24 protein-coding genes are annotated in these 24,695 nt (G+C 36.5%); 18 read left to right on the top strand and 6 right to left on the bottom strand.

Annotated features, from left to right (window positions below; genetic code table 11):
• Positions 1 to 3: 3 nt before the first annotated feature.
• The 5 genes from REB14_RS06875 to REB14_RS06855 all read left to right on the top strand — a co-directional run bounded on the left by REB14_RS06875 (position 4) and on the right by REB14_RS06855 (position 4,047).
• Positions 4 to 951, top strand: a complete 948-nt coding sequence (locus tag REB14_RS06875) for a hypothetical protein (RefSeq protein WP_309521836.1) — start codon at positions 4 to 6, stop codon at positions 949 to 951.
• Positions 952 to 1,018: 67 nt separating this feature from the next.
• Positions 1,019 to 1,627: a TerD family protein gene (locus REB14_RS06870; RefSeq protein ID WP_079240514.1), complete on the top strand. Its 609-nt coding sequence runs from the start codon at positions 1,019 to 1,021 to the stop codon at positions 1,625 to 1,627.
• Between the two features lie 85 nt (positions 1,628 to 1,712).
• Positions 1,713 to 2,756, top strand: coding sequence for a TerC/Alx family metal homeostasis membrane protein (locus tag REB14_RS06865; protein ID WP_079240515.1), 1,044 nt, complete (start codon positions 1,713 to 1,715; stop codon positions 2,754 to 2,756).
• 346 nt (positions 2,757 to 3,102) lie between these two features.
• A complete protein-coding gene (locus REB14_RS06860; RefSeq protein ID WP_309521835.1) occupies positions 3,103 to 3,630 on the top strand; it encodes a TetR/AcrR family transcriptional regulator in 528 nt (175 codons plus the stop codon).
• 3 nt (positions 3,631 to 3,633) lie between these two features.
• Complete coding sequence (locus tag REB14_RS06855; RefSeq protein ID WP_309521834.1) at positions 3,634 to 4,047, top strand: DUF1348 family protein; 414 nt, start codon at positions 3,634 to 3,636, stop codon at positions 4,045 to 4,047.
• Between the two features lie 208 nt (positions 4,048 to 4,255).
• On the opposite strand, the gene REB14_RS06850 is transcribed toward REB14_RS06855, so the two are convergent.
• Positions 4,256 to 5,263 (bottom strand): catalase family protein, encoded by a 1,008-nt coding sequence (locus REB14_RS06850; protein ID WP_309521833.1) that lies wholly within the window; start codon positions 5,261 to 5,263, stop codon positions 4,256 to 4,258.
• Between the two features lie 296 nt (positions 5,264 to 5,559).
• Between REB14_RS06850 and bamJ the strand changes: the two genes are divergently transcribed.
• From bamJ to REB14_RS06825, 5 genes are all read left to right on the top strand, one after another.
• The gene (gene bamJ / locus REB14_RS06845; RefSeq protein WP_079240519.1) at positions 5,560 to 5,997 is read left to right on the top strand and encodes a BamJ family beta-barrel-assembly machinery protein; all 438 of its coding nucleotides are present in this window, start codon (positions 5,560 to 5,562) and stop codon (positions 5,995 to 5,997) included.
• 141 nt (positions 5,998 to 6,138) lie between these two features.
• Positions 6,139 to 7,089, top strand: a complete 951-nt coding sequence (locus tag REB14_RS06840) for a hypothetical protein (RefSeq protein ID WP_079240520.1) — start codon at positions 6,139 to 6,141, stop codon at positions 7,087 to 7,089.
• 65 nt (positions 7,090 to 7,154) lie between these two features.
• Positions 7,155 to 7,565 carry an Rrf2 family transcriptional regulator gene (locus tag REB14_RS06835; RefSeq protein ID WP_079240521.1) on the top strand — a complete coding sequence of 137 codons (411 nt, stop codon included), beginning with the start codon at positions 7,155 to 7,157 and terminating at the stop codon, positions 7,563 to 7,565.
• Between the two features lie 58 nt (positions 7,566 to 7,623).
• Positions 7,624 to 8,277 (top strand): NAD(P)-dependent oxidoreductase, encoded by a 654-nt coding sequence (locus REB14_RS06830; RefSeq protein ID WP_309521832.1) that lies wholly within the window; start codon positions 7,624 to 7,626, stop codon positions 8,275 to 8,277.
• A 17-nt stretch (positions 8,278 to 8,294) separates the two neighbouring features.
• Entirely contained in the window at positions 8,295 to 9,467 is a 1,173-nt protein-coding gene (locus REB14_RS06825; RefSeq protein ID WP_309521831.1) for a MoaF-related domain-containing protein, read from the top strand.
• A 313-nt stretch (positions 9,468 to 9,780) separates the two neighbouring features.
• Here REB14_RS06825 and REB14_RS06820 read toward each other — a convergent pair whose 3' ends face one another.
• Positions 9,781 to 10,812, bottom strand: a complete 1,032-nt coding sequence (locus tag REB14_RS06820) for a M23 family metallopeptidase (RefSeq protein WP_309521830.1) — start codon at positions 10,810 to 10,812, stop codon at positions 9,781 to 9,783.
• A gap of 224 nt (positions 10,813 to 11,036) precedes the next feature.
• On the opposite strand from REB14_RS06820, the gene REB14_RS06815 reads away from it, so the two are divergent.
• Positions 11,037 to 12,077 (top strand): NAD(P)H-dependent glycerol-3-phosphate dehydrogenase, encoded by a 1,041-nt coding sequence (locus REB14_RS06815; RefSeq protein ID WP_079240525.1) that lies wholly within the window; start codon positions 11,037 to 11,039, stop codon positions 12,075 to 12,077.
• A gap of 76 nt (positions 12,078 to 12,153) precedes the next feature.
• On the opposite strand, the gene REB14_RS06810 is transcribed toward REB14_RS06815, so the two are convergent.
• The 3 genes from REB14_RS06810 to REB14_RS06800 are packed head-to-tail and all read right to left on the bottom strand — an operon-like array spanning position 12,154 to position 14,875.
• The gene (locus REB14_RS06810; RefSeq protein ID WP_079240526.1) at positions 12,154 to 12,897 is read right to left on the bottom strand and encodes a hypothetical protein; all 744 of its coding nucleotides are present in this window, start codon (positions 12,895 to 12,897) and stop codon (positions 12,154 to 12,156) included.
• A gap of 38 nt (positions 12,898 to 12,935) precedes the next feature.
• On the bottom strand, positions 12,936 to 13,757 hold the full coding sequence (locus tag REB14_RS06805) for a hypothetical protein (RefSeq protein ID WP_309521829.1): 822 nt from the start codon (positions 13,755 to 13,757) through the stop codon (positions 12,936 to 12,938).
• A gap of 14 nt (positions 13,758 to 13,771) precedes the next feature.
• Positions 13,772 to 14,875, bottom strand: coding sequence for a hypothetical protein (locus REB14_RS06800; protein ID WP_309521828.1), 1,104 nt, complete (start codon positions 14,873 to 14,875; stop codon positions 13,772 to 13,774).
• Between the two features lie 501 nt (positions 14,876 to 15,376).
• Here REB14_RS06800 and mqo point away from each other — a divergent pair.
• The 3 genes from mqo to REB14_RS06785 all read left to right on the top strand — a co-directional run bounded on the left by mqo (position 15,377) and on the right by REB14_RS06785 (position 18,219).
• Entirely contained in the window at positions 15,377 to 16,882 is a 1,506-nt protein-coding gene (gene mqo, locus REB14_RS06795; RefSeq protein WP_079240529.1) for a malate dehydrogenase (quinone), read from the top strand.
• 67 nt (positions 16,883 to 16,949) lie between these two features.
• Entirely contained in the window at positions 16,950 to 17,351 is a 402-nt protein-coding gene (locus tag REB14_RS06790; protein WP_034693615.1) for a hypothetical protein, read from the top strand.
• Between the two features lies 1 nt (position 17,352).
• Entirely contained in the window at positions 17,353 to 18,219 is an 867-nt protein-coding gene (locus tag REB14_RS06785) for an AadS family aminoglycoside 6-adenylyltransferase (RefSeq protein ID WP_309521827.1), read from the top strand.
• 2 nt (positions 18,220 to 18,221) lie between these two features.
• Here REB14_RS06785 and REB14_RS06780 read toward each other — a convergent pair whose 3' ends face one another.
• The gene (locus tag REB14_RS06780) at positions 18,222 to 19,802 is read right to left on the bottom strand and encodes a GMC family oxidoreductase N-terminal domain-containing protein (RefSeq protein WP_309521826.1); all 1,581 of its coding nucleotides are present in this window, start codon (positions 19,800 to 19,802) and stop codon (positions 18,222 to 18,224) included.
• Between the two features lie 190 nt (positions 19,803 to 19,992).
• Between REB14_RS06780 and REB14_RS06775 the strand changes: the two genes are divergently transcribed.
• From REB14_RS06775 to REB14_RS06760, 4 genes are all read left to right on the top strand, one after another.
• Positions 19,993 to 20,550, top strand: a complete 558-nt coding sequence (locus REB14_RS06775; RefSeq protein ID WP_309521825.1) for a DUF1684 domain-containing protein — start codon at positions 19,993 to 19,995, stop codon at positions 20,548 to 20,550.
• Positions 20,551 to 20,554: 4 nt separating this feature from the next.
• A complete protein-coding gene (locus REB14_RS06770; protein WP_238594354.1) occupies positions 20,555 to 21,028 on the top strand; it encodes a GNAT family N-acetyltransferase in 474 nt (157 codons plus the stop codon).
• Positions 21,029 to 21,101: 73 nt separating this feature from the next.
• Complete coding sequence (locus REB14_RS06765; protein WP_309521824.1) at positions 21,102 to 21,911, top strand: glucose 1-dehydrogenase; 810 nt, start codon at positions 21,102 to 21,104, stop codon at positions 21,909 to 21,911.
• Between the two features lie 105 nt (positions 21,912 to 22,016).
• Positions 22,017 to 24,689, top strand: a complete 2,673-nt coding sequence (locus REB14_RS06760) for an MGH1-like glycoside hydrolase domain-containing protein (protein WP_309521823.1) — start codon at positions 22,017 to 22,019, stop codon at positions 24,687 to 24,689.
• The last annotated feature ends 6 nt before the right edge of the window (positions 24,690 to 24,695 follow it).

Here is a 24,695-nt window from a genome sequence, read left to right as displayed (position 1 = left end):
AAGGTGGGGGATGATGCAGCAACCATATTGTCGCAAAGCAAAAGAAGATTAACAAAGCTTAAGCTTCTCGCTAATTTTTTTGAACATATTGATATCATATCAATTTATATCAAAACAGATATTATCCACAATCTGTTCCAGGAAAATACGGCTTTGGATTACAATAAACTGGAACTTTTCCACCTGCAGTATACGGACAGCCTCATAGAACTTCTGACTAAAATTAAAAAGCAGAAAGAAAATGATATGCTGGCGGTCATTAATGAAATTAACATCAACAGTAAATATATTTCAGGTTTTGAAGAAAGACAGATAGACAGTTTTCAGACCGACAGGAAAATGTACAGCGGTGTATTTTCCCAACATCTGAAAACATTGTATAAAGATCTTACAGAAGATAGTTTTACAGCCAATTGGGATAATGTATTATACTTTCATAAAAAATATGCTCAGGAATTTTACAGAGCGGAAGCAGATGAAACGCTGTTGAAATCCGATTCATTTCCCGCATATCAGTATAAAGATTACTCTATTGAAAGAAAACTGCTGGGAAGGCTTAATATACAGGGGTTTAAAGTCCGTTTTGTATGTGGTTACCTCATTGGAATCCACGATTATGAACTTTTCAAAATCTTTCAGTCTGATGATCATTTTATTTTCAGTGTTGACGAAAAGAAATTGTATCTTTTTGACAAAGAACTGGATAAGCTGGATATTTCTGAAAATCAATCTAATCAGAGTTCCATTATTGATCAGCTGAAAAGTAAAAATGAACTGCTGGAACACAGTATGAACGAAAGAAAACGTACGTTGCCGGCAGAAGTGGAAGGGGTTTTGAAAGACTATATCAAAAACCTGGAAAATATGGACATTATGAGCAAAATATTTGACTTCGATGAAGAAAAAAATATTCTGCGGGCAATGCTTAATTTGAATTTGAATAATAACTAGAACGAAATTTGAAAAGCAAAGAAGATTACTTTTTTGCAAAATGTAAATAACAACTAAACATAAAAAGATGGCTATCAACTTACAAAAAGGTCAGAGAATTAACCTTAAAAAAGAAAATGGTGCTGAACTTTCCCAGGCATGTGTAGGAATCAACTGGGGAGCAATTGAAAAGAAAGGATTTTTTGGAACTAAAAAAGAAGCAGTAGACTTAGACGGAAGCTGTATTTTATATGATTCAAATAAAAACGTTACTGAAGTAATTTATTTCGGAAATCTTAAATCCAGAAACGGATCTGTAAGACACAGTGGAGATGACCTTACAGGTGACGTAGATGGAGATGATGGATTGGATAACGAAGTAATCACAGTAGATTTCAGTCAGCTGGAGCCCAATGTAGAACATGTGGCAATGGTTTTGAACAGCTACAGAGGCCAGGATTTCGGAACAATTCCTTTTGCTTCTATCCGTATTTATGAAGGATCACCTACCAATGTAAGAGAGGTTTTTGCAAAATATGATATTGCCAATGATGCCTCTTTCAGCGGACATGTTGCCATGATAATGGGTGTTTTCTACAAGAGAAACGGAGAATGGAAATTCAACGCTATCGGAGATCCTACAGCAGATAAAAAACTGGAGCAGACGATCCAAACGGTTCAGATGAATTATCTATAATCAATTGACAATCAAAAGATAAATAAAATAGCAATATTTGTACTCTGTGCATCTATTGCTTTTATCATATAATAACATAACTCAAGTGGAACATCAAAGTATTTTAGAACTGCACCCAGGTCTGGTGTGGGGATTTGCAGTAACAGTCGTTATCATGCTGCTCCTAGACTTAGGAGTATTTAATAAAAAAAGTCACGAAGTATCTTCCAAAGAAGCTACCATATGGTCTATCGTGTGGATTTCGCTTTCTATGGTCTTTTCAGGAGTGGTGTATTGGGTATTCAATACCGATGGTACTCCGGCAAGCCATGCTTTGGCAATAGAAAAATTCACACAATATCAGGCTGCCTATTGGATTGAAAAAGCCTTGTCTGTGGATAATTTATTTGTATTTATCCTCGTTTTCGGATTCTTTAAAGTTCCGAAATACCTTCATCATAAAGTCCTTTTCTGGGGGATTATCGGGGCCTTGATCTTCAGAGCAATCTTCATTTTTGCAGGAGTAGGATTAATAAATCTGACTTATCTTCCTGAGATGAACATCTTCGGAGAAGCAGTGAAAATCAACGTTGTAATGACATTATTCGGGTTGTTCCTTGTTTATGCAGGGATTAAATCCTGGGGTGATGGTGGTGATGACGATGATGAAGATTACAGCAATACAGCAGGTGCAAGACTGATCAAAAGTTTCTGGAAAGTTTCTGACAACTATGATGGAGATAAATTCTTCACGATCCAGAACGGTATCAAAATGGCAACTCCTCTTTTAGTAGTGGTAGGAGTTATCGAATTTACTGACGTTCTTTTCGCAGTAGACTCTATTCCGGCTATTTTTGCGATTTCAAATGATCCATTCATCCTTTATACATCAAATATCTTTGCGATTTTAGGATTAAGATCATTATACTTCCTGTTAGCAAACTTTATCCACATGTTCAGCAAACTTCCCTACGGATTGGCCATTATCCTTTCCTTCATTGGAGTTAAAATGCTTATTGCACCATGGATTCACATTCCGTCTCCGGTTTCTTTAGGAATTGTAGGAGGAGTATTGGTGATCTCTGTTCTTTTATCTATCATCTTCCCTGAAAAAGAAGAAGAGAAGAAGGAAGAATTGGATGAAAAATAATCACATTTAAAATAAAATGAAGGCCTCCGGATTTAGTTCTGGAGGCTTTTTTTTGATTTTTTTTTTTTGGAGAACGTAAAGGCGCAAAGAAGATAAAAGTTATGCTGCTTTTTAAGACGCAAAAAAAATCAAAGATTTTCAGCAAGATCATTTCTTAATTTTTCAGTCCTATTTGCGGTATTCAATTTTATCGAAGATAAAATCCTTGCGCCTTAATACATTATTATAAAAACTTTGGCACCTTTGCGTTTCCAACAAAGCAAAAAAATATTTTAAAAATAAAAACAGACAGACTGGTCTGTATGTTGTTTTTTTTCCTACATTTGTTGCATAAAAGAAAAGCAATATGAAATCTCCAAGAGAAAGAATTATAGAAACCACATTTCAATTGTTCGCAAGACAAGGCTATAATTCTACAGGAATCAATCAGATTATTTCAGAAGCAGAAGTGGCCAGAGCAAGTTTCTATCAGTATTTTAAATCCAAAGAAGACCTATGCGTGGAATTTCTGAAAGTGAGACACGAATATTGGTTCAATGAACTCAATAATTTTTTAGCAAAAGAAAAAGATTCAAAATCTAAAGTCACCAAATCTTTCGATTTCTTAGTCTATATGAACGGGAAAGAAAACTTCAGAGGATGCAGTTTTTTGAATATTCTCTCTGAGATACCCATGGATGATACTAAAATTCTGAGTGTCATTCAATCTCACAAAGCCGATCTCAGAAACTTCTTTTCAGAATGGGTGAATGATGAGGAACTTTCCGATCATATCTACATGCTTTTTGAAAGCAGCATCATAGAAAGCCAGCTTTTTAAATCCAATGAATTAATTGAAAAATCAAAAAAAATAGTCACCAATTTAATACAATAAGTTATGGAACAAAAACATCCGCTTCCGCCTTTCACTCTTGAAACGGCACTTGAAAAAATCCAACTGGCAGAAGATGCCTGGAACAATCAGAATCCTGAAAAGGTGTCCAAAGCATATACTACCGATAGCGAATGGAGAAACAGAGATACCTTTGTGAATGGGAGAGAAGAGATTGTAGCATTTCTCCAGAAAAAATGGGAAAGAGAGTTTAATTATAAACTTAAGAAAGAATATTGGGCTCACACAGACAATCGTATTGCTGTTCGTTTTGAGTATGAATATCAGACCAAAGAGGGAAACTGGTTCAGGGCATACGGAAACGAGAACTGGGAGTTTGATGAGAACGGACTGATGGCGAAAAGATATGCCAGCATCAATGACCTTGCCATCAAAGAAGAAGACCGAAAGTTCAGATGAAATAATAAGAAATTATCTCAAAACTCAAATTATTTGGTTTTTGTCATTCTGACGAAGGAAGAATCTTAATGATAAACAATGATATGAGATTCTTCACTACATTTCATTTCGTTCAGAATGACACTTCCAAGAAATGCTCTTTTTTAGATAAAACCTTTAGATCTGCATGCAAAAATTCATCACTCATCATTTATAATTCATCATTATTTTAACTGTTTTTCCCATGCAGCAGTTTATTAATCTTTCTCCTCGTCTGTACAGACACTTTATAAGCTTCATCACGCAGCTTTTGTATTTTTCCTACAGGCTGAAAAAATATTTTACTTTCAAAAGGATTGAATGAAAGAAGTTCTGTCGTACAATTATGTGAATCCAGCAATGAATTTTTATTGATTCTGACTTCGCCGATTTTAATAAAAGGAGCATTTTTCCATTCAACATTAAGTTTGTTGATGGGTTGGTCTTTCAAATCATGGCAAATCTGTATCAAAACATCTGCTGCAAAATCATTCGTTTGCAGATAATTTTTTAAAGAATCCTTGACCTTCTGTTTTCTTCCAAAATTTTTATCCACAGATTGAGGAGACAGTTTTATTTTAATGACCTGATCGCCCAGACGGTAAGCTCCTACAGAATGATAATCAAATGACAGAATAAAATCATTTCTCTTTCCGATAAGTTTTATCATATTGCGGAGCATATCCCCAGTGAATAAAGAAGGAATTATTTTAACCATCTGAATACACAAAGGGAATACTTTTCTCCATTGCTTCATATAAAGCTGGTTAATGGCTGTAAACAACTTCAAAAACATAGAAACAGAATTAATAGGAAACAAAGGAAAATTGACCAACGGATAATTGGCAAGCAATACTCCGTTTTCATCCTTGATCTGCACAGCAAAGCCATAAGCCGGAATATCTTTCTTTGAGTTTTTGATTTTCAGCTGAGCATTAGAGAAACGTATGGTAAGGTCAAACTTTTCCTTATCGAAAAAAGATTGCAGCGATTCCGGAATATCGGGTTCTATCCAGAATATACCCTTTGCTACCGCATAGGTTTTAGCATGGGCATTTCTGGTCGCATAATTGACGTCACTGATGGAAGAGGATTGTTCAACAAAATCTGCAATTGTTTTTTTATTGATTTCCAGAAGTTTTTTTTCCTCCTCATTCAGTTCATCAAACTTCTTATTATATTTTAATGGATTTGGCATTTAGTTTTTAAAATTCAATTATAACGCCAAGTTTTGAAATCTGTGTTAAGCAAGTATTACAATTGTTTGAATTTTGTGGAAAAGAAGGTTAGTAATAAAGAATTATAAGTCAATATGATTGTATAATTTTAACTGATAATTTATTTAAGTTATTGATTAATAATGTTTAATTGTTTTTAATAAGAATGAATTAATTAGATCTTGTTGAATGTTGAAAGACTTGATTTTTGAACTTCCATCCTCGAGCTTCCATCTTCCAAGCTTAAAAAAGCCTTATCTTTGTAAAAAATTATAATATGGGAGTAGCAGATATGTTATTTAAACGTAAAAAAGAATTAGCAGAAAAGAACCTGAAAGATGGTAAAGAATATATGGAAGAGTATGGTAAAAGAGAAAGCGTTGTGCAGTTACCAAGCGGCTTGCAATATGAAATCATTACAGAAGGTGACGGTGCAAAACCAGGCCCTAAATCTACTGTAAAGTGCCACTATCACGGAACTACCATTTCCGGGAAAGTATTTGACAGCTCTGTAAAAAGAGGCACACCAGCATCTTTCCCTTTGAACAGAGTGATTTCAGGATGGACGGAAGCTCTTCAGTTGATGCCTGTCGGAAGCAAGTGGAGATTGATTATTCCTCCACACTTAGCGTATGGAGATCAGGAAATCAGCAAAGAAATCGGACCCAACAGTACTCTTGTTTTCGAAGTTGAATTGCTGGACATTAAAAAATAATCCTTCTTAAAAATAGATTAAAAATTTACCTGATTTCAGGTAAATTTTTTTATTTGTGCTATATTCGTATTGATAATTGTAAAGAAGAAGAGGAAAATGAATGAAATACAATATATCAATCCTGCACAAAAAAATGACTGAATGAAAAAACTTTTTTACCTTTTGATTGTTTTCGGGCTTCTTACTTCCTGTGTTTCCAGGAAGAATCAGGCTATTCAGCAGAATATTCTCACGCTGAAAGACAGTTATTGTAAAGCTCCGTTCAAATATAACTACAGCAATAAACTTCCGTCGTATAATTCTGACTCTATCTTAGCAGCCAATAAAGAATTAAAAGAAGTCTTTTCTGACCAAAGTATCCTCATCTTAAACGCACTGGATAATTTAGATGAGGTTCATGAGATTATAGATCTTAAAAAAGATTCATCCCTTGCTTCTCAGGTTAAAGTTTTACAGCTGAAGACAAAAATAAACAGTAAAATAACGATTGCTCTTACAGAATTAGATGCTGTCGCTGCAGAATTTGACTGTGAAGGAGAAAGAGTAGCCCAGATTGGAAATTATGTAGATAATCTCAACTCATCAAGAAATAACAAGCTTATTTTATATTCCATAATTGCAGGAGCGGCAGCTTCCATCGCAGGAGGAATTGTACATGATGAAGGCTGGAGTAACGCCATCGATATAGGCGGAGGGGTTCTGGGAGCAGGTTTTGGATTGGCAACTCTTAATCCAAAAGGAAAAAAGGTTGAGTTTATTCATCAGAGAAACCTTTTGAGGGATATCTGGAGAGAAAAACTGGAATCACCCAATTTTCCTCCTTTTATCTGGTATATGTACACAGAGAAAAAGTTTTCCAATAGAGAAGAACATTCCATTATCGGAAACATGAAACTAAGATGGCTTCACTATCAGTTTGATGACAATAAAGAAGTAGCAGATAAGTCTGTGATTTTCAGTGATGGCGGGCTTTACAGAGCCGATGATCTTCACAACCGTGCAGCCATGCTGAATCAAATGCAGTCGGCTACCCGTACCATCAATCAAAACATCAATTATTTGTTGCTTGATCTGGATAAATTAATCCTTTAAGAAAAATTTAACTGTAATAAATTTTGTTACAGTTGAAAAATGTATATCTTTGCAACGTAATTACAATGAACAATACAAGATTTGCTACGGCAGTACATATTATGACATTATTGGCGAAAAGCCCTCAGGAGTGGCTTACTTCTGACTGGATGGCTGGTAGTATCAATGTGAATCCGGTGATTATCCGAAAGGAGATCAGCGTATTGAGAGAAGCAGGTCTGATTATCAGCAGACAAGGAAAAGAAGGAGGGAGCCAGCTTGCAAAAAATGCTGAAATGATCACTATTTCTGAGATCTATAAAGCAGTAAAAAATACAGAAGTATTAGGCAAAAAAAATCAGAATCCCAATCCCGCATGCAGTGTTGGTAAGGAGATTAACAATCATTTAAATACTTTATTTGAAGAAACAGATCGTTTGGTGGTAAACTTTTTAGGAAACAAGTCATTACAAGAATTCACTGACCAGTTTGAATAAAATTTTTTATCCTTAAATGTAACAAAATTTATTACAATTTAATTAAAAATAAAACATTATGAAAAAAGTAGCAGTAATCGGTGCAACAGGATTTGTAGGAGCACACGTAGTATCAGAATTAGCAGACAGAGGATACGCAGTAGAAGCATTGGTAAGAGATGCATCAAAAGTAAAAACACAGGAGAATGTGACAGCAAAAAGTGTTGATGTAAACAATGTAAATGAACTGGCTGAAGCATTGAAAGGAAGTGATGCTGTAATCAGTACATTCAATGCAGGATGGACGAATCCTAATCTTTACAACGATTTTTTAAACGGTTCCGAGAACATTGAAAAAGCGGTAGAACAGTCAGGAGTAAAAAGACTGATTGTAGTAGGTGGGGCAGGAAGTCTTTACACACCTGATCATGTACAAATCGTAGATACTCCTGATTTCCCGGAAGCTTACAAACCTGGTGCAACAGCAGCAAGAGATTATTTAAACAAAATTAAAGAAAATAATACGTTGGATTGGACATTCTTCAGCCCAGCTGTAGAAATGAATCAGGCGAACGTAGGGGAAAGAACAGGAAAATACAGAACCTCATTAGAAACTCCAGTGTTTGATGAAAACGGAAGAAGCCGTCTTTCTGTAGAAGATGTAGCCGTAGTTTTAGTAGACGAATTAGAGCAGAATAATCACATTCGTGAACGTTTCACAGCAGCTTACTAATCGATAAAAGAACAGAAATGATACAAAAAAAATTATGGTCGTTATTAGCACTGTTGGGATTCATCAGCATATTTGCGGGGAATCTCAAAGTGAAAGTTTATAATCCGGGAACCAAGGCTATTTTTCCTATTACGTCAACTATTATCTATGGAGATAAAGATGCTATATTGGTGGATGCTCAGTTTCAGAAACAATATGCAGAACAGCTGGTTAAAGAAATAAAAGCAACAGGAAAAAACCTGAAAACGGTTTTTATTTCTCATAGTGATCCTGACTTCTATTTTGGATTGGATGTGATTAAAAAAGCTTTTCCTAATGCTAAAATTATTTCAACGGCACAGACTGCTTACCTTATATCAGCATCAAAAGATGATAAAATGGGAGTGTGGAAACCACAATTGAAAGCAGATGCACCAATAGAAATTATAATTCCTGAAGCTGTTACGTCAATTCCTGATCTTGAAGGAAACAAAATTGAAATAAGACAAAATCCGGAAGATCCTGCACATAGCTTTCTTTGGATTCCTTCCATCAAAACTATTGTAGGCGGTATTTCAGTTTCCGTTGGTTCACATCTCTGGATGGCAGATACTCAGAATGTAAAAGCAATTGATCAATGGATAGAACAGATTGATGCTATGAAAGCACTGAAACCACAGCAAGTAGTTCCTTCTCATTTTGCAGAACTTTCCACATCACCACAATCTCTTGATTTTGTGAAAAGCTATCTGGAAAATTATAAACAGGCAGTTACCGAAAACAAAACTACATCTGCTATTGTAGATTTCATGGTAAAAAAATACCCTAATCTGCCAGGAAAAGAAGAACTTGAAATGGGAGTAAAAGTTTATCTTAAAGAAATGGATTGGGATCTTAAGTCACCATATCCGGCAATCGGACAGAAAGTGGAAGTGGACTTTGGAGAGGTAAAATTCCTTCTTGATTTTAAAGATAATAAAACCATGACGTTCACAGGAACAGCCGGAAGTTCAAAAAACAGTACAGATACGGTAGAATATACTGCTGTAGAAGTGGCAAAGAATGTTTTTATGGTTTACTGGCATGAGCCCCATCTTGGTTTCAATGTAACCCATATTCAGGATTATAATAAAAATATCATTTATTCAAATATTGCTGGTCCGGACGGTACATTTACCCATCCAAAAGGAACGCTTAAAGTCTTAAAATAAAAAACAGCTGCATGGGCAGCTGTTTTTTTATATCATAAGAATTAACAATCAAAATATCCTTAAAGCTTCGTTAAATCAGCTTGCTGATTCCAACCTTACCTCCTTAAAAGCAAAGAAGGGAAATTAAAAACTTTGTGTTAAAATAATCTCTCGCAGATTTTACAGATTCTGCAGATCTATGATCATGAGCATTATATTCGTGATTCGTGACATTCGTGAAACTATTCGTGTTCTTCGTGTTTAAAAAAGGCCTTTAAATGAATACTCTATTTTTTAAAACCAAAAAACTGCCTCATAAGAGACAGTTTTCTTTTTATAGATTCATAAACAATTTCGGGTTAATCGGAGTATTGTTTTTGTGTACTTCATAATGAAGATGAGGACCTGTAGAGCGTCCGGAATTTCCGGATTTTGCAATTACCTGACCTACTTTTACTTTATCATTTACTTTTGCAACAAGCTGAGATAAATGGCCATATAAAGTAGCCAGTCCGTTTCCATGCGAAACAATTACACAGTTTCCATAGCCTCCTTTTTGTCCGGAAAAAATGATTGTTCCGGTGGCAGCAGCTCTTACATCAGAACCATAGGCAACAGCAATATCCAGTCCTTTGTGGAATTGCATCTGATCAGCTTCAGCAGGTGGATTGTTTTTTTCAGCAACAGCAGTTTTAGTTGCAGGCGTTCCGGAAGCAGCTTTGGTTGTCGTTGCAGGAGCAGAAGTTGCAGCTACAGGAGCCGCTTTTGGGGTAACCATTACTTTTACTTCTCTCTTATTTCCATAGCTGTCTGTAAGTTCTATAATTTTCTCCACAGGTTCAGCTTTTACTTCAGGCTTAGCTGCTGCCACTACTGTTGGTTTTGCCTCTGTTGCTGCACTTGATCTTACCGAAGCAAAAACAGTTTTGAAAGGAATAGGATTTTTTCTTATCCCGAAATTAGAGGAAATATAACCATCAGTAGGCATTCCTAATGGAACCTGCATCAGTTTTTTCTGAAGATCCATTAAATACTGGCTGTATCGGTTGGCCTGTTTGGAAAGATAAATAGAGTTTGAAATACTGTCCTGGTTGAGCATCATTAGTTTTTCATTGGTGATGTCTTTGGACTTCAGGAAGGAGTTGAGCTGAGCAACGGTTTGATCTACAAGAGTAAGATCAGTTTTCATTTTTAGATAATCTACACTGTCTTTTTCAGTGTTTATTTTTACAAGGTTTACTTCGTAGGTTTTGTCATCTCTTTCAGAAAAGAGCTTCGCAATGAATACACCTTGTGCAAAAACTACTAGTAAAAGTCCTCCCAAGAGAATGTTTACGTTCTTCTTGCTGTTTAGAAATTTTTTCATATTTCTTCTCTTAGTAAGTTAAAACGGTTTTGAAGCTGCAAATTTAATTAAAAATAAGCTTTGTGAGTTATTTTTAATTAAAATTCAGTTTTTTCTGTATTTAACGGCTAATTAGCTATTTAATTGTGTTGTAGTGTTAATTTTTTCAGAAAATGGCTTTTATCATAGTTTCAAAGCCCGCGTTACGTCTTTGTTTTAATATCTTTGCAGTTCACATTCCAATTATGGCTAAAAAGAAAATTATTTCAGAATCTTCGAATCCAAAAAAGAATAAAAAGGATATTTCTGTAGGAGTTGTAGGAAGCGGAAGTTTTGCAACCGCTATCGTAAAAATGCTTGTTGAAAACTGCAAAGTAGTACACTGGTGTGTAAGAAGTGAATTTGTAAAAGGAGCTATTGAGCTTCGTGGACACAACCCAACTTATCTTACGGCTGCCCATTTTAATCTTAAAAGTTTAAAACTGACAACAGATATCAACGAACTGGTTACTGCCTGTGATGTTATTGTTCTGGCAACACCGTCTATCTATCTGTCTGATACGTTGGATAAAATGACCTGTGAATATTCAGATAAGATCTTTATTTCAGCAATTAAAGGAATTATTCCTAAAGTAAATGATGTGGTAGCGCATTATCTGCGTGATGAATTTAAAATTGGTTTCAGAAACCAGGCCGTTATTGCAGGGCCATGTCATGCCGAAGAGGTGGCTATGGAAAGACTTTCTTATCTTACTATTGCGACCGTAGAAGATGAGACTGCTGAAAAACTTGAAGGAATCTTCAGTTCAGATTTTATTAAAGTTCATACAAGCAAAGATATTTTAGGAAATGAATATAGTGCAATCCTTAAAAACATTTTTGCCATAGGAGCAGGAATAGCAAGTGGATTGGGCTATGGTGATAACTTTACAGCTGTTTTTGTTTCCAATGCGATCCGTGAAATGGAAACATTCCTGGAAGCGATTTATGAAGCACCAAGAGATGTAAATGAAAGTGCCTACCTGGGTGACCTTTTGGTAACGGCATATTCACTTTTCTCAAGAAACAGAAACCTTGGAAACCTGATTGGGAAAGGATATACCGTGAAATCTGCCATTCAGTCTATGAACATGGTAGCAGAAGGATATTACGCTGCAGATTCCATTTATAAAACGGCAAAACAGAAAAATCTTAAACTTCCGATTATTGATACCGTATATGCTATTTTGTATGAAGGGAAAAATGCTGAAAAGCAGTTTAAAAAATTGACCGCAAAATTGAATTAAAAAACAGGACTTTAAAAATTAAAGTCCTGTTAAACATAAATAATGAAACTTAAGCATTTTTCATGCTTAAGTTTTTTTATAGACTCATCTTGGTAATGACAAGTGATAATGATGATCTGACATTAAGATTACTGGCGGTGAAACCATTTCCTGTATCAAATTCGAACTTCTGACGGATCGTTGTTGGAGCTGCCAATGTTAAAAAATAACTTCCCTGAAAGAATGTAAAAGAGCTTGATAGCTGGCACATTCTGTTGGTTTCCGTAATCGTTGCTGTAGTAGCGGAGTTAATCAGGTAAGAACGGGTACAGGTGAAATTCTGGGAAAGATACTGAGTGTTGGCTGTTCCGTTGTTATTATTCGCATTGCTGGAATCCACAGAATACCGTACAATATAAGTTCCGGCAGGCAGGGTAATCGTGGAATTATCTGCCCCTAGTGAAGCTCCTGTAATTTTATTCGAAGTAACGGCAAAGTTTCCTAACGTATTATTCGTACTTCCAGTAGGGATAAGTACTCCCGAACTGATGAGGAGAGACATAATCTGAGGTTCAGAACCGGAAACGACAATACGCTGCCATTGATTTCTTACCCAAACATAATATCCTTTCGGAAAAGTAGATGCTCCTCCGTTATTGTAAATAATAAGTCCGTCCGTAGGATTAGCAATGGGAGTGGAGGTACTATTCAGAACAAGCAGGTCATATTGAGGAAAAAGAACTCCTTTATTGGAAGAACTAATGTCCAGAACACTGCTCGAATTGGGTGTGTTTGTATTAATACCAACTTGTGCATTTGAGAAAATGCTTAACAGTATCATACAGATTATGTAAATAGATGTTTTCATTGTGCAATTGATTATTGATTAAGGGCTGATCTTTGAATATCAACTTTAGCATTTGTGATGATGATTTCTCCGTTATTAGGAGTTGTTCCTCCGGATCCATTTTGGTAAGTTCCTCCGGCATCATGAGCAATGGCAGGAACTAAAAGAATAGGAGCTGCTGAAGTAGTTACAAAAGAGAAACTCATATTCAGGGTATGGGTCTTATTACTAGCAATCGATTGGGCGTTGATACTAATTGTTTTACCATATTGATTTCCGCTGGACGGATCAATAAGTTTTACAAGATACTGATGCAAATGAACAGAAGTTCCTCCGATTCCGGCAGTAGTGCTTTCAAGAGCTGTTCTGATATTCAGACATACATTCACCAGATAACCACTGTTTCCGGGAAGTGTGATAATTCCTGTAGAAGTATTGTATAAAGCTCCGATATCATTAGATACAACAGTAAATGCAGCATCGTTGAAATTTTTGTATGTACCGTTGGCAAGACCTCCAAGTATTGAATAATCAGAGGTGCGTTGGAGCATCATATAACTTACAAGGTTATACGTATCAGAAAGCTGAGTCCACATATTGTTTTTCCAGATATAAAGACCGGGACTAATGGAGTTCCCTTTATTATAAACAACCAGCCCTTCTGCCGGATTATTTACCGGAGAGGTATTACTCAAAACATCTACAATATCTACTCTTGGAAGAAGTACTCCTTTATTGGTAGTCTGCGAAACATCCAGAACAGCTGAGCTGTTGACTGAAGTTTTTCCAATAGCAACCTGTGCATATATGGTCTGGGCTATAATCAATAATAGCAGAATATAACTTTTTTTCATATGTTGATTGTTTTTTATAACTGAGATATTTTAATATAAGAACCGGTAGGAATTACATTCACGAGATCGTAGAATGTACTGTTTTGCATTCTTCCAAGATTTAATCTTAAGCCTCCTATAATGTTGGCATTCGCATTAGCAGGAACGGTGTAATAATAGGACCAGGTTGCAAGATGGTTGGTGCTGACTTTAGAAACAATAGGAACTTCTTTCCTTGTAGCACCTCCTCCGGTAAAAGTATTCGTTGTATTATTATAGGTATCGTTGATGAAATCTATAAAATATCCCATTAGGTAATAAGTACTCCCGGAAAGTGGAGCAGTTCCTCCCTGTCCCGATGGGCTTTCCTGAGGTGAATTTAAATTCAGGTTAACCTCTACCAGATAATTTCCCTGTGGAAGAATCAAAGAATATCCTCCGGAAGTGTTCGGAAGAACTTTAAATCCACTGATATTTGATACCCCTGAAACCGCAGGATTATTTACCATAAGCTGAGTGCTGGCACCCGCGATGGCATTGTCAAGAGCAGATAGTGATCCAGTAAAATCAAGATAGGCAACTTTGGGAGTGTTTTGTGCATCAATTGTGCTTTGCCATGAATTGGTAGTACTATTAAAAAAATGAAGAGCTTTGTTGTTACTGTTAGTTCCTCCATTGAATCCAATGAGTCCATTGGCAGGAGAAGTGACAGGGCTCGTTGTACTGGTCAGGTTAGCAATATTAAGGTTGGGGAATAATACTCCTTTATTACCTCCGGAAACGGTTACCGTGGGAGCTGTGGTATAGCCACTACCTCCGTTGTTAATCGTTATACCTGTAAGCTGACCATTGGAAATAACTGCTGTAGCACGGGCTTTTGAACCTCCGTTCACGACAGATCCTCCTCCATAAAAATTAATTGTTGGTGCGGAAGTATAACCACTACCTCCGTTGTTGATGGTAATTCCGGTAACAGCACCTCCCGAAATGGTGGCGGTAGCTGTGGCAGGTGTTCCACTGAAATTCTCAATGTGCAGAATAGCACTGGGGTCCGGTGTGGACGTGTTGATTCCTACACTTCCGCTCTGGGCAAATCCCATTGTCGCGAACAATGTACTCACGAAGTTAATAATTCTCATCTTTAGTATGTTTATGAAATAATTTTAATTAAATACTTGTTGGAATAGGTATTAAATCAATTGAAAGGTACGTAAAAAAAACAGTTGTTCAATGTGGTATGTGTAGAATTGCGTCTGTAAAATTATTTATTTATCAATAAAAAGTGATATTTAATATTTTTAGTGTAATTATTTATCACTTATTGTTGATAAAATAAAATGACGTAAATGGTTATGGTTGCAGTATTTAATATGATGAACTTAAATAAACTTAAATTTTTATAAAATTTTATCCTTCAATAGTTCATCAATTAGTTACCATTCAGTGAAATAAAAAAATAAAAAATTAATATTTTTATAAGGAGATATTTTACATTATCAATCATTTCAATGGTACTTTATTGAAATTTTCCATGGTTTTTTGTTGTGTACTCAATAAGTGTTTTGAACTAAAAAATAACGTGTTAAAATCGTTCCGGTTTTTAAAACTTTTCCCGAAATTTGAAGTAAAATTTTAAAATTATGTCACAATCGCTTACAAGCAGAACACCGAAACCTAAATACGACGTTGTACTGATAGGCGGCGGAATCATGAGCGCCACTTTAGCAACGCTGCTTCATGAATTTGATCCAAATCTTGAAATCGCGATCTTCGAAAGACTAGGAAGATTTGCCAAAGAAAGTACAGCTGCATGGAACAATGCCGGAACAGGACATTCCGCTTTTTGTGAGCTAAATTATACCCCTGAAAAGCCAGACGGATCTATTGATATTTCCAAGGCAGAAAGCATTGCAGAGCAGTTTGAAATTTCAAAACAATTCTGGTCTTATCTGATTACCAAAGGATATATTCATGAGCCCAAAGAATTTATCAATTCATGTGCACATATGAGTCTGGTATTCGGAGAAAAAGATGCTGAATATCTTAGAAAACGTCATGATAAGATGGCGGAATCTGTTCTTTTTTCAGGAATGGAATTTTCTACAGATCATGAAAAGCTGAAAGAATGGATTCCTTTGGTGATGAGCAAAAGAAATCAGTCTGAAGTAATGGCTGCAACGAAGATGGATATGGGAACGGATGTGAACTTCGGAACACTGACAAGAAAAATGGGAAGACATCTTCTGGAAGATTCCAATGTTGAGGTTTTCTTATACCACGAAGTGAAAGATATCAGTCCGAGAGAAAGTGGTAAATGGGAAATGAAAGTGAAGGACAGAATTCATAGCCACAAACAGGAAGTGGTAGCAGATTTTGTATTCATTGGGGCAGGAGGCTATGCACTTCCACTACTGGATAGTTCAGATATTAAAGAAAGTGAAGGATACGGAGGTTTTCCGGTTTCTGGTCAGTGGTTGGTCAGCCATAATCAGGAGTTGGTAGAAAAGCACCATGCTAAAGTATATACTCAGGCTACGGTAGATGCTCCGCCAATGTCCGTTCCGCACCTTGATCTTAGAATCATTGATGGGAAAAAAGCACTTCTTTTCGGACCTTTTGCAGGATTTTCAACCAAATTTTTAAGAGAAGGAAGCTATCTTGATCTTCCTGAAAGTGTTAATACGAAAAACTTAAAATCACTTTTCGGAGCATGGTGGCACAATATTCCACTAACGAAATATCTTATTCAACAGGTTGCCATGACGAAATCTCAGAGAATGCAGCATTTGAGAGAGTTTATCAAGGATGCTAAAGAAGAAGACTGGGAACTGAAAGTAGCAGGACAGAGAGTTCAGATCATCAAAAAAGATGAAAAAGAAGGAGGTAAGCTGGAATTCGGAACTGAAGTAGTGGTGAACAAGTCTGGAACTATTGCTTCTTTATTGGGAGCTTCACCGGGTGCTTCCACTGCAGTCTATGCCATGCTGAACGTGCTGGAAAAATGTTTCCCTGAAAAACTACATGGAGAATGGAAAGGGAAGCTGCTCGAAATGGTTCCTTCTTACGGACAAAAACTTGCTGAAAACCCTGAGCTGACCCATGAAGTAAGAAATTACACCAAAGAAAAATTAGAACTAGAATATTAACATCAATAATGAGCAATGAGTAATAGCCTTTATTACTCATCGCTCATTACTTATTACTCATAAAAAGGTGGAGGAAGTAATTGTAAAACCAGTCATTGCAAAGGAAATCCTGGAATCTCTTCAGGCAAAAACAGAAGAGGAGAGGCAGGTGATTGTACATTGTTGTTTTCCGGCGTCACCGTTTCTGGGAAACCTGATCAGGATCTGGCATTCGACCTATCTTTTTGACAACCAGTCTGAGCATAGAAGCAAAATGATTCATGCAGAAAATATTTCAATTTCGCCCTATTGGACGCCGGTTCCTTTTATGAAAGACTTTTGGTTTACCTTGATATTTTCCGGGCTTCCGAAAGATTGTAAAAGTTTTGATCTGAAAGAAGTGATTCCTGAGGAAGGAGGCTTTTTTGTAGAATCAATCAAGAGAAATTCTTCTGACGTATATCGTGTGAAAATATCAGAATCTTATTAATATGAAAGTAAGGGAAGAAAAGCTGGAACAGATTATTCAATGGGCTGAAAACAATCCTGATATCCGTGCTGTTCTCCTGACCAGTTCATTGGTAAATCCTTATGCTCCGGTAGATGATTTTAGTGATCTTGATGTAGAACTTGTTTTTGAAAACAGGACATCTTATGAATCCGGAAATGAATGGATCAGACTCTTTGGTGAGCCTATTTCCATGATTGAAGAAGATGACGGCGTTTTTGACGGAAAACATGCCATGAAAATGGTGTTGTACAAAGACCATGTGAAGGTTGACTTTAAACTGTATCAGGCAGCAGAGTTTATTGAAGAAATTAAAGAAGAAAACCTTCCTGAAGACTGGGACGTAGGATACAAAGTTTTAATAGATAAAGATAAGCTGACTAAGAATTTGAAACCACCAACGTATCAGTCTATCATGATTCAGAAGCCAACGGAAAAAGAATTTCAGCAACTGATGAATGATTTCTGGTGGGATACAACCTATGTGGCAAAGTGCTTGAAGCGTGGAGATATTTTTTACGCCAAGTTTATGTCTGAAAATATTCTCCGTACAGATTATTTTGTCCCTTTGATTGAATGGCATATTGCCGGAAATCATGACTGGCAAAATACCACAACCAATAAACACGGAAGACTTTTCAAAAAATATTTATCACAGGATCTATGGAATAAAGTAGAAAAAACATTCTCTGGAAGCAATATTGAAGAAAACTGGAATGCATTGTTTGCTTTTGCAGATCTTGTTCATGAGTTGGGAACTTCACTGGCAGAAAAGCTTCATTTTATCTATCCGGCAAAGCTGGAGGATGATATTCGGAACTATCTTAAGGAAGTACAGACAATGCCTTAATTTCAGGCAAATTCATTCTGTATAATAAGGTTTTCAATACAATATTCTGCAATGGCTGTAATGGTTACAAACGGGTTTACACCAATGGTTCCCGGAATTAAAGATCCATCAAGAACATATAAATTTTCATGATCCTTTAGCTTTCCATATTCGTTGGTAACTTCTCCTAAAACGCACCCGCCAAGCGGATGATAACAAATATCTGCCCCAAAACCATTATCGAAAAGAAGATGACTTCTGGTACCGCCATTGGCTTTATTCATTTTCCGGATAAAATATTGGGCATTTTCTTTCATTTTGGCTGTATTGCTCTCATCCCAATTCAAAGTAAGAGATTGGCTTGTTTTATTATAAGCAACTTTTCCTTTCTTATCAACCCTGTTGATGAGCAGGTACAAAGCGGTAGCAACATCCATTCCCATAGGTAAAGGAGCTATTTCTGTGAAAAACGGATGTTCAGGATCATTCCAGTTGTCAATTCCTCCTACCGGAATAGTGGATTGCTTAGCTCCGGTGCCGCCAGACAAAGGCTTCACCCAGTTTCTTCCCGTCATAAAATTTCCGTTATTTCCCCAGTTTTTACCAACCTTTTCATGGATGGGAAATCCGTTTTCTGCATGAGATTGTAGCAGAAGCTGTAAAGTGCCCATTGTTCCTGCAGAAAGAATCAGTTTTTTACAGTGGAAAACTTTGTCGGCAATCAAAGCTCCGGAAGTATCAATCTGCTGGACATTCAATGTATAACTTTTGTCATCATTCAATTGAATGGTCTGGACACGGTGGAGATCAAGAATTTCTAAATTTCCTGTTTCCAACGCTTTCTTGAGATAAGTTTTATCTAAACTGTTTTTCCCGTGATTGTTTCCATAGATTACTTCAGTATTAAGAGCCGAGCGGGGAACTTCATTCCGGAATTCTTTTTCCATGTATTTAAAATCATACACATTGGGAACTCTCATCGTTTTAAAGCCAGCCTTGTGAGCCTCTTCTTCACCTACCCGCGTGAATTTATAATAAGGACAGTCTTTCAGAAACTGTTCGTCAATCACATTTACTTTAAGTTCTTCCCGTACCAATGGAAAGTAATGGTTGTAAAATTTTTCTGCATCAAGATTTGGAAAAACTTCTTTAAAATAGCTTTCTTTAGGAGTAACAGCCATTCCGCCATTCACCAGAGAACCTCCGCCAACTCCTCTTCCTACCCAGATTTTAATATGATCAAAATCCATACGGTCCAATGTTCCGGTAAAAGGAGTTAACGAAAAAATATTCATAAAAGGAGCAATGCTTTTGTTTTTCAACCATGCAGAACTTTTCCCGGGTTTCAAAAGATTGGAATAGGGAATTCCTGCTTTTTCCCAGTTAAGCCCCATCTCCAGTAGTACTACTTTTTTTCCGGCTTCACACAGACGAAGGGCAGATACAGCACCTCCATATCCACTGCCAATAATAACAATCGGAACATCGTGATATTCCTTTATCTGATTGTTTCTTCTTTCTGCAGCATAAAATAACTCAGATTGAAGAAAATAAAATCCTGATATTGCCAAGACACCGGTCTTAATGAAACTTTTTCTGTCCATGAGCTTTGTTTTTCAAAAAGTATGCTAGATTATCAGTGGTTAATTTTATTTAAAACAGATTATATTTTTTATTACAATTTTAACTTTTATTGTTTCGGAAATTCATAGTTTTACTTATAATTTTAAATTCATGAAAAAATATATCATACTCTTTCTATTGCTTCCACTATGGGTTTTTTCTCAAAAAAAGATGTCAAAGGAAGAGAAAGAAGTACAGAAATTTCAGAAAGAACTTAATGCCGAATACCTCAATCCAAAAGAAACTCCATTAAGAGGTGATAATTTTAAAAATTTTAAAAAACATCCTTTCTTTCCTTTTGATGCTAAATACAGAGTTACTGCAGAATTTGTAAAATCAGAAGATACAAAACCCTTTGATCTTCCTACGTCTTCAGGAAAAACAAAATCTTATCAGGAATACGGAAAAGCAACATTTACACTGGATGGGAAACCTTATACCGTTACTTTATACCAGAGTCTGGATTTGATCAAACAGGAAAAATATAAAGATTATCTCTTCCTTCCGTTCCGTGATGCTACCAATGAAAAGGAAACCTACGGAGGAGGGAAATATATGGATCTTAAAATCCCGAAAGGAAATACCATTGTGCTTGATTTTAATCAATCCTATCATCCTTTCTGTGCTTACAATGCTTATGATTACAATTGCCCTATTGTTCCTGAGGAAAATAAACTTCCCGTGGAAATACGTGCTGGGGTAATGTATGAAGATATTTACCATCACTAATACTATGATACACTTAGAATTCTTTAAACCAGAAGATCTTTCCGGAGTCAGTTATGCTTTGGATGAAAATCAGATGAGATTTACAGCAACTGCTCAGCAGGCCTTACAAAGCATCAGCGAACGGGATGATGATGACGCATTTCCCGTGACAATCTTTGAAAGTGATCTGCCTGTAGGTTTTTTTGTCCTTGATTTTGGAAAAGATAAATTAGATCTTACGGATAATGAGAATTCGGTTTTACTGCGTTCCCTTTCTGTGAATCCCCAAATGCAGGGCAAAGGAATTGGAAAAGCGGCGATGCTTGAAGTGGGTACTTTTGTTAGAAACCGTTTCAATAGCTGTGATGAAATTGTACTTGCTGTCAACCAGAAAAATGAATCTGCTTACCATATTTATCTTCAGGCAGGATACATTTATGATGGTAAAACCAGAATAGGAAGAAGCGGACCTCAATACCTGATGTACAAAAAACTTTAATAAAATTTTAAAATCATAATTTTTTATCTGCTGATATCTTTCCCTAACTTTGAGTAACATCAAATTATAAAACATGGAAATATCACTTCAGAATCAGGTGGCTGTAGTCACAGGAGCTTCCAGTGGAATCGGTTCAGGAATTGCAAAATCATTGGCAGCAGCAGGAGCAACAGTCATTGTTAATCATTCTTCAGAAAGATCTGCAGAAGAAGCTAAAGCTGTTTTAAAAGAAATAACGGATGCGGGAGGTAAAGGAATAACCTACCAGTGTGATGTTTCCAAAGAAGATCAGGTAGTGAAGATGTTTCAGGATGTTGTTTCTGAATTACAAACGGTAGATATTCTGATCAATAATGCAGGTATTCAAAAGGATGCGAAATTCACTGAAATGACTATGGATCAATGGAATGCTGTGATAGGAGTCAACCTGACCGGACAGTTTCTTTGTGCCAGAGAAGCTATTAAAGAATTTCTAAGAAGAGGAATTGATCCTTCAAGGTCTGTTGCCTGTGGAAAAATCATTCATATCAGTTCAGTACATGAGATTATTCCATGGGCAGGACATGCTAATTATGCTTCCAGTAAAGGTGCAGTCAGAATGCTGATGCAGACATTGGCTCAGGAATATGGTGCAGATAAAATCCGTGTCAATTCCATTTGTCCGGGAGCTATTCAGACACCGATTAACCAGAATGCATGGGGCACTCCGGAAGCCCTCAATTCTCTTCTTACTCTTATTCCCTATAACCGAATCGGACAACCGCAGGATATTGGCAATTTAGCTGCATTTCTTGCAAGTGACCTTGCAGATTATATCACAGGAACCAGCATATTTGTAGATGGGGGGATGACTACGTTTGAAAGTTTTTCTACGGGAGGATAGGGGAATTCAACGTTTAAAGTTTAAAGTTTTGAGGTTGTTCTTAGGGCTTGAAACGAAATTAAATATTACTCATTGCTTATTACTCATTATTCATAATTATCACTTATGTCAGAAAAACAGAGAATTTCAGATGTTTCATGGAAAAAATGGGGACCTTATGTCAGTAATCGTGAATGGGGACTTGTTCGTGAGGACTACAGTGAAAACGGAGATGCATGGAACTATACCAATCATGATACTGCTGAAGCCAAAACCTACCGTTGGGGTGAAGAAGGAATATGTGGAATCTGTGATGATCTCCAGAAGCTTGTATTTTCTGTAGGATTTTGGAATAAAAAAGATAAAATGGTTAAAGAGCGGTTCTTTGGACTCACCAATGGCCAGGGAAACCACGGTGAAGATGTTAAAGAATATTTTTACTATCTGGATTCCACCCCTACGCATTCTTACATGAAGATGCTGTATAAGTATCCTCAAAATGCTTTTCCTTATGAAGATCTCATAAAAACAAATGCTGCAAGAGGAAAAGAGGAAGCTGAATATGAATTGCTTGATACAGGGATTTTTGATCACAATGAATACTTTGACATCTTTATTGAATATGCAAAAGAAAGTCAGAATGATATCCTTGTAAGACTAACAGTAGTCAATAAATCCGAAAAAGAAGCACCTTTGGTAATTCTTCCGACTGTCTGGTTCAGGAATACATGGAATTGGGGATATGATGATTATAGACCACAATTGTCTGCTGAAGATGCAGATCATATTAAAATCAATCATCAGGATATCGAGGTTAAAAATGTCTATGCAAAACAATCTTTAAAGACATTGTTTTGTAACAACGAGACCAATAATGAAAGGCTTTACCAATCTTCCAATGAGTCAAAATACTGTAAAGACGGGATTAATAATTTTGTGATGACGGGAAATTCTCAGTCTGTGAATCCCCAAAATACTGGAACCAAAGCTTCTTTCTTTATTGATGAGGATTTTAAAGGCGGAGAATCAAAAACATTTGAATTCAGGCTTTCAGATAAAGATATAAGAGGACCTTTTAAAGATTTTGAGATTCTTTTTGAACAAAGACAGAAAGAAGCAAATGAGTTTTATGCAGAAATTCAGAAAGGAATTGCTTCAGAAGATGAAAAACTGGTACAAAGACAGGCTTTTGCCGGAATGCTTTGGAACAAAATGTTTTACCATTACAATGTGGAAAAATGGCTGAAAGGTGATCCTGCCGAAATACCTCCGCCAAAGTCCAGAGAAAAAATAAGAAACTACGACTGGAAGCATCTTAATAATGAACATATTATTTCCATGCCTGATAAATGGGAATATCCATGGTATGCAACATGGGATCTGGCATTTCATACCATCAGTTTTTCGTTGATAGATCCGGATTTTGCAAAACATCAGCTCAAACTTTTCCTGTTTGAATGGTATATGCATCCCAACGGACAGCTGCCTGCTTACGAGTGGAATTTCAGTGATGTAAATCCTCCGGTACATGCATGGGCAGTTTTCAGGGTATTCAAAATTGATGAATATTTAAAAGATAAACCCGATCTGGAATTTCTGGAAAGTGCTTTCCAAAAGTTATTGATGAATTTTACATGGTGGGTTAATAAGAAAGACCTTAACGGAAATAATATCTTTGAAGGCGGATTCCTGGGGCTTGATAATATTGGGGTTTTTGACCGGAATTCTGTTTTACCCAACGGAGAACAGCTGGAGCAGTCGGACGGAACGAGCTGGATGGCGATGTTTGCCCTGAATATGATGAGAATTGCCTTGGAACTGGCTCTTTACAATAAGGTGTATGAAGAGATGGCGATGAAATTCTTTGAACATTTTCTGTCTATTGCGCATTCACTCGATAATATGGGTGATGAGAATTTCAGTCTTTGGGATGAGCAGGATGAATTTTTCTATGATGCCATAGCTTCCAGCGACGGAACTCATATGTATTTGAAATTGAGAACCATTGTCGGACTAATTCCGATGTTTGCCGTTGAGGTCATCGATGATGAAATGATTGAAAATCTTCCCAATTTCAAGAAAAGAATGAAATGGGTGCTGGATAATAAACCTGAACTGGCTTCTCTGGTTTCAAGATGGGAAGTGAAAGGACAGGATTCCAAACACCTTTTGTCTCTGCTTCGGGGTCATCGTTTGAAAAGACTGTTAAACCGAATGTTGAATCCGGATGAATTCCTGAGTGATTACGGAGTAAGAGCTTTATCCAAAGAATATGAAACCAATCCTTACACTTTAACATTAAATGATACGAATTACAGCGTGAAATATACACCTGCTGAAAGTGATAGCGGACTTTTTGGTGGAAATAGCAACTGGCGCGGTCCGGTGTGGTTTCCTATCAATTTCCTTATTATTGACAGCCTTCAGCGTTTTTTCTTTTATTACAGCCCGGATTTTTTAGTGGAATATCCTACAGGAAGCGGTAATTATTCTAGCCTGGATCAGATTGCAGATGCCTTAAACAAGAGATTAGCCAAGATATTTTTAAAGGATGAAAATGGTAAACGCCCGGTTCATGGACAGTATGAAAGATTTCAGACCGATCCTGATTTTAAAGATTATATTTTGTTCTATGAATATTTTCACGGAGACAACGGCCGTGGAGTAGGAGCTTCTCATCAGACGGGCTGGACAGGACTTATTGCTAAGATTCTTCAACCTAGATTTTCCAAAAAAGAAATGGCAGAATCCGAAACAGAAATGCCGGAAGATATTGGAAAAGCAACAGGGAAGGAATAATATTAT

Origin of the sequence: Chryseobacterium metallicongregator (assembly GCF_031324065.1) — a bacterium.
Lineage (GTDB): Bacteria > Bacteroidota > Bacteroidia > Flavobacteriales > Weeksellaceae > Chryseobacterium > Chryseobacterium metallicongregator.
Note: the sequence above shows the minus strand (reverse complement) of the source record. Positions and strands in the feature narration are given on the sequence as shown.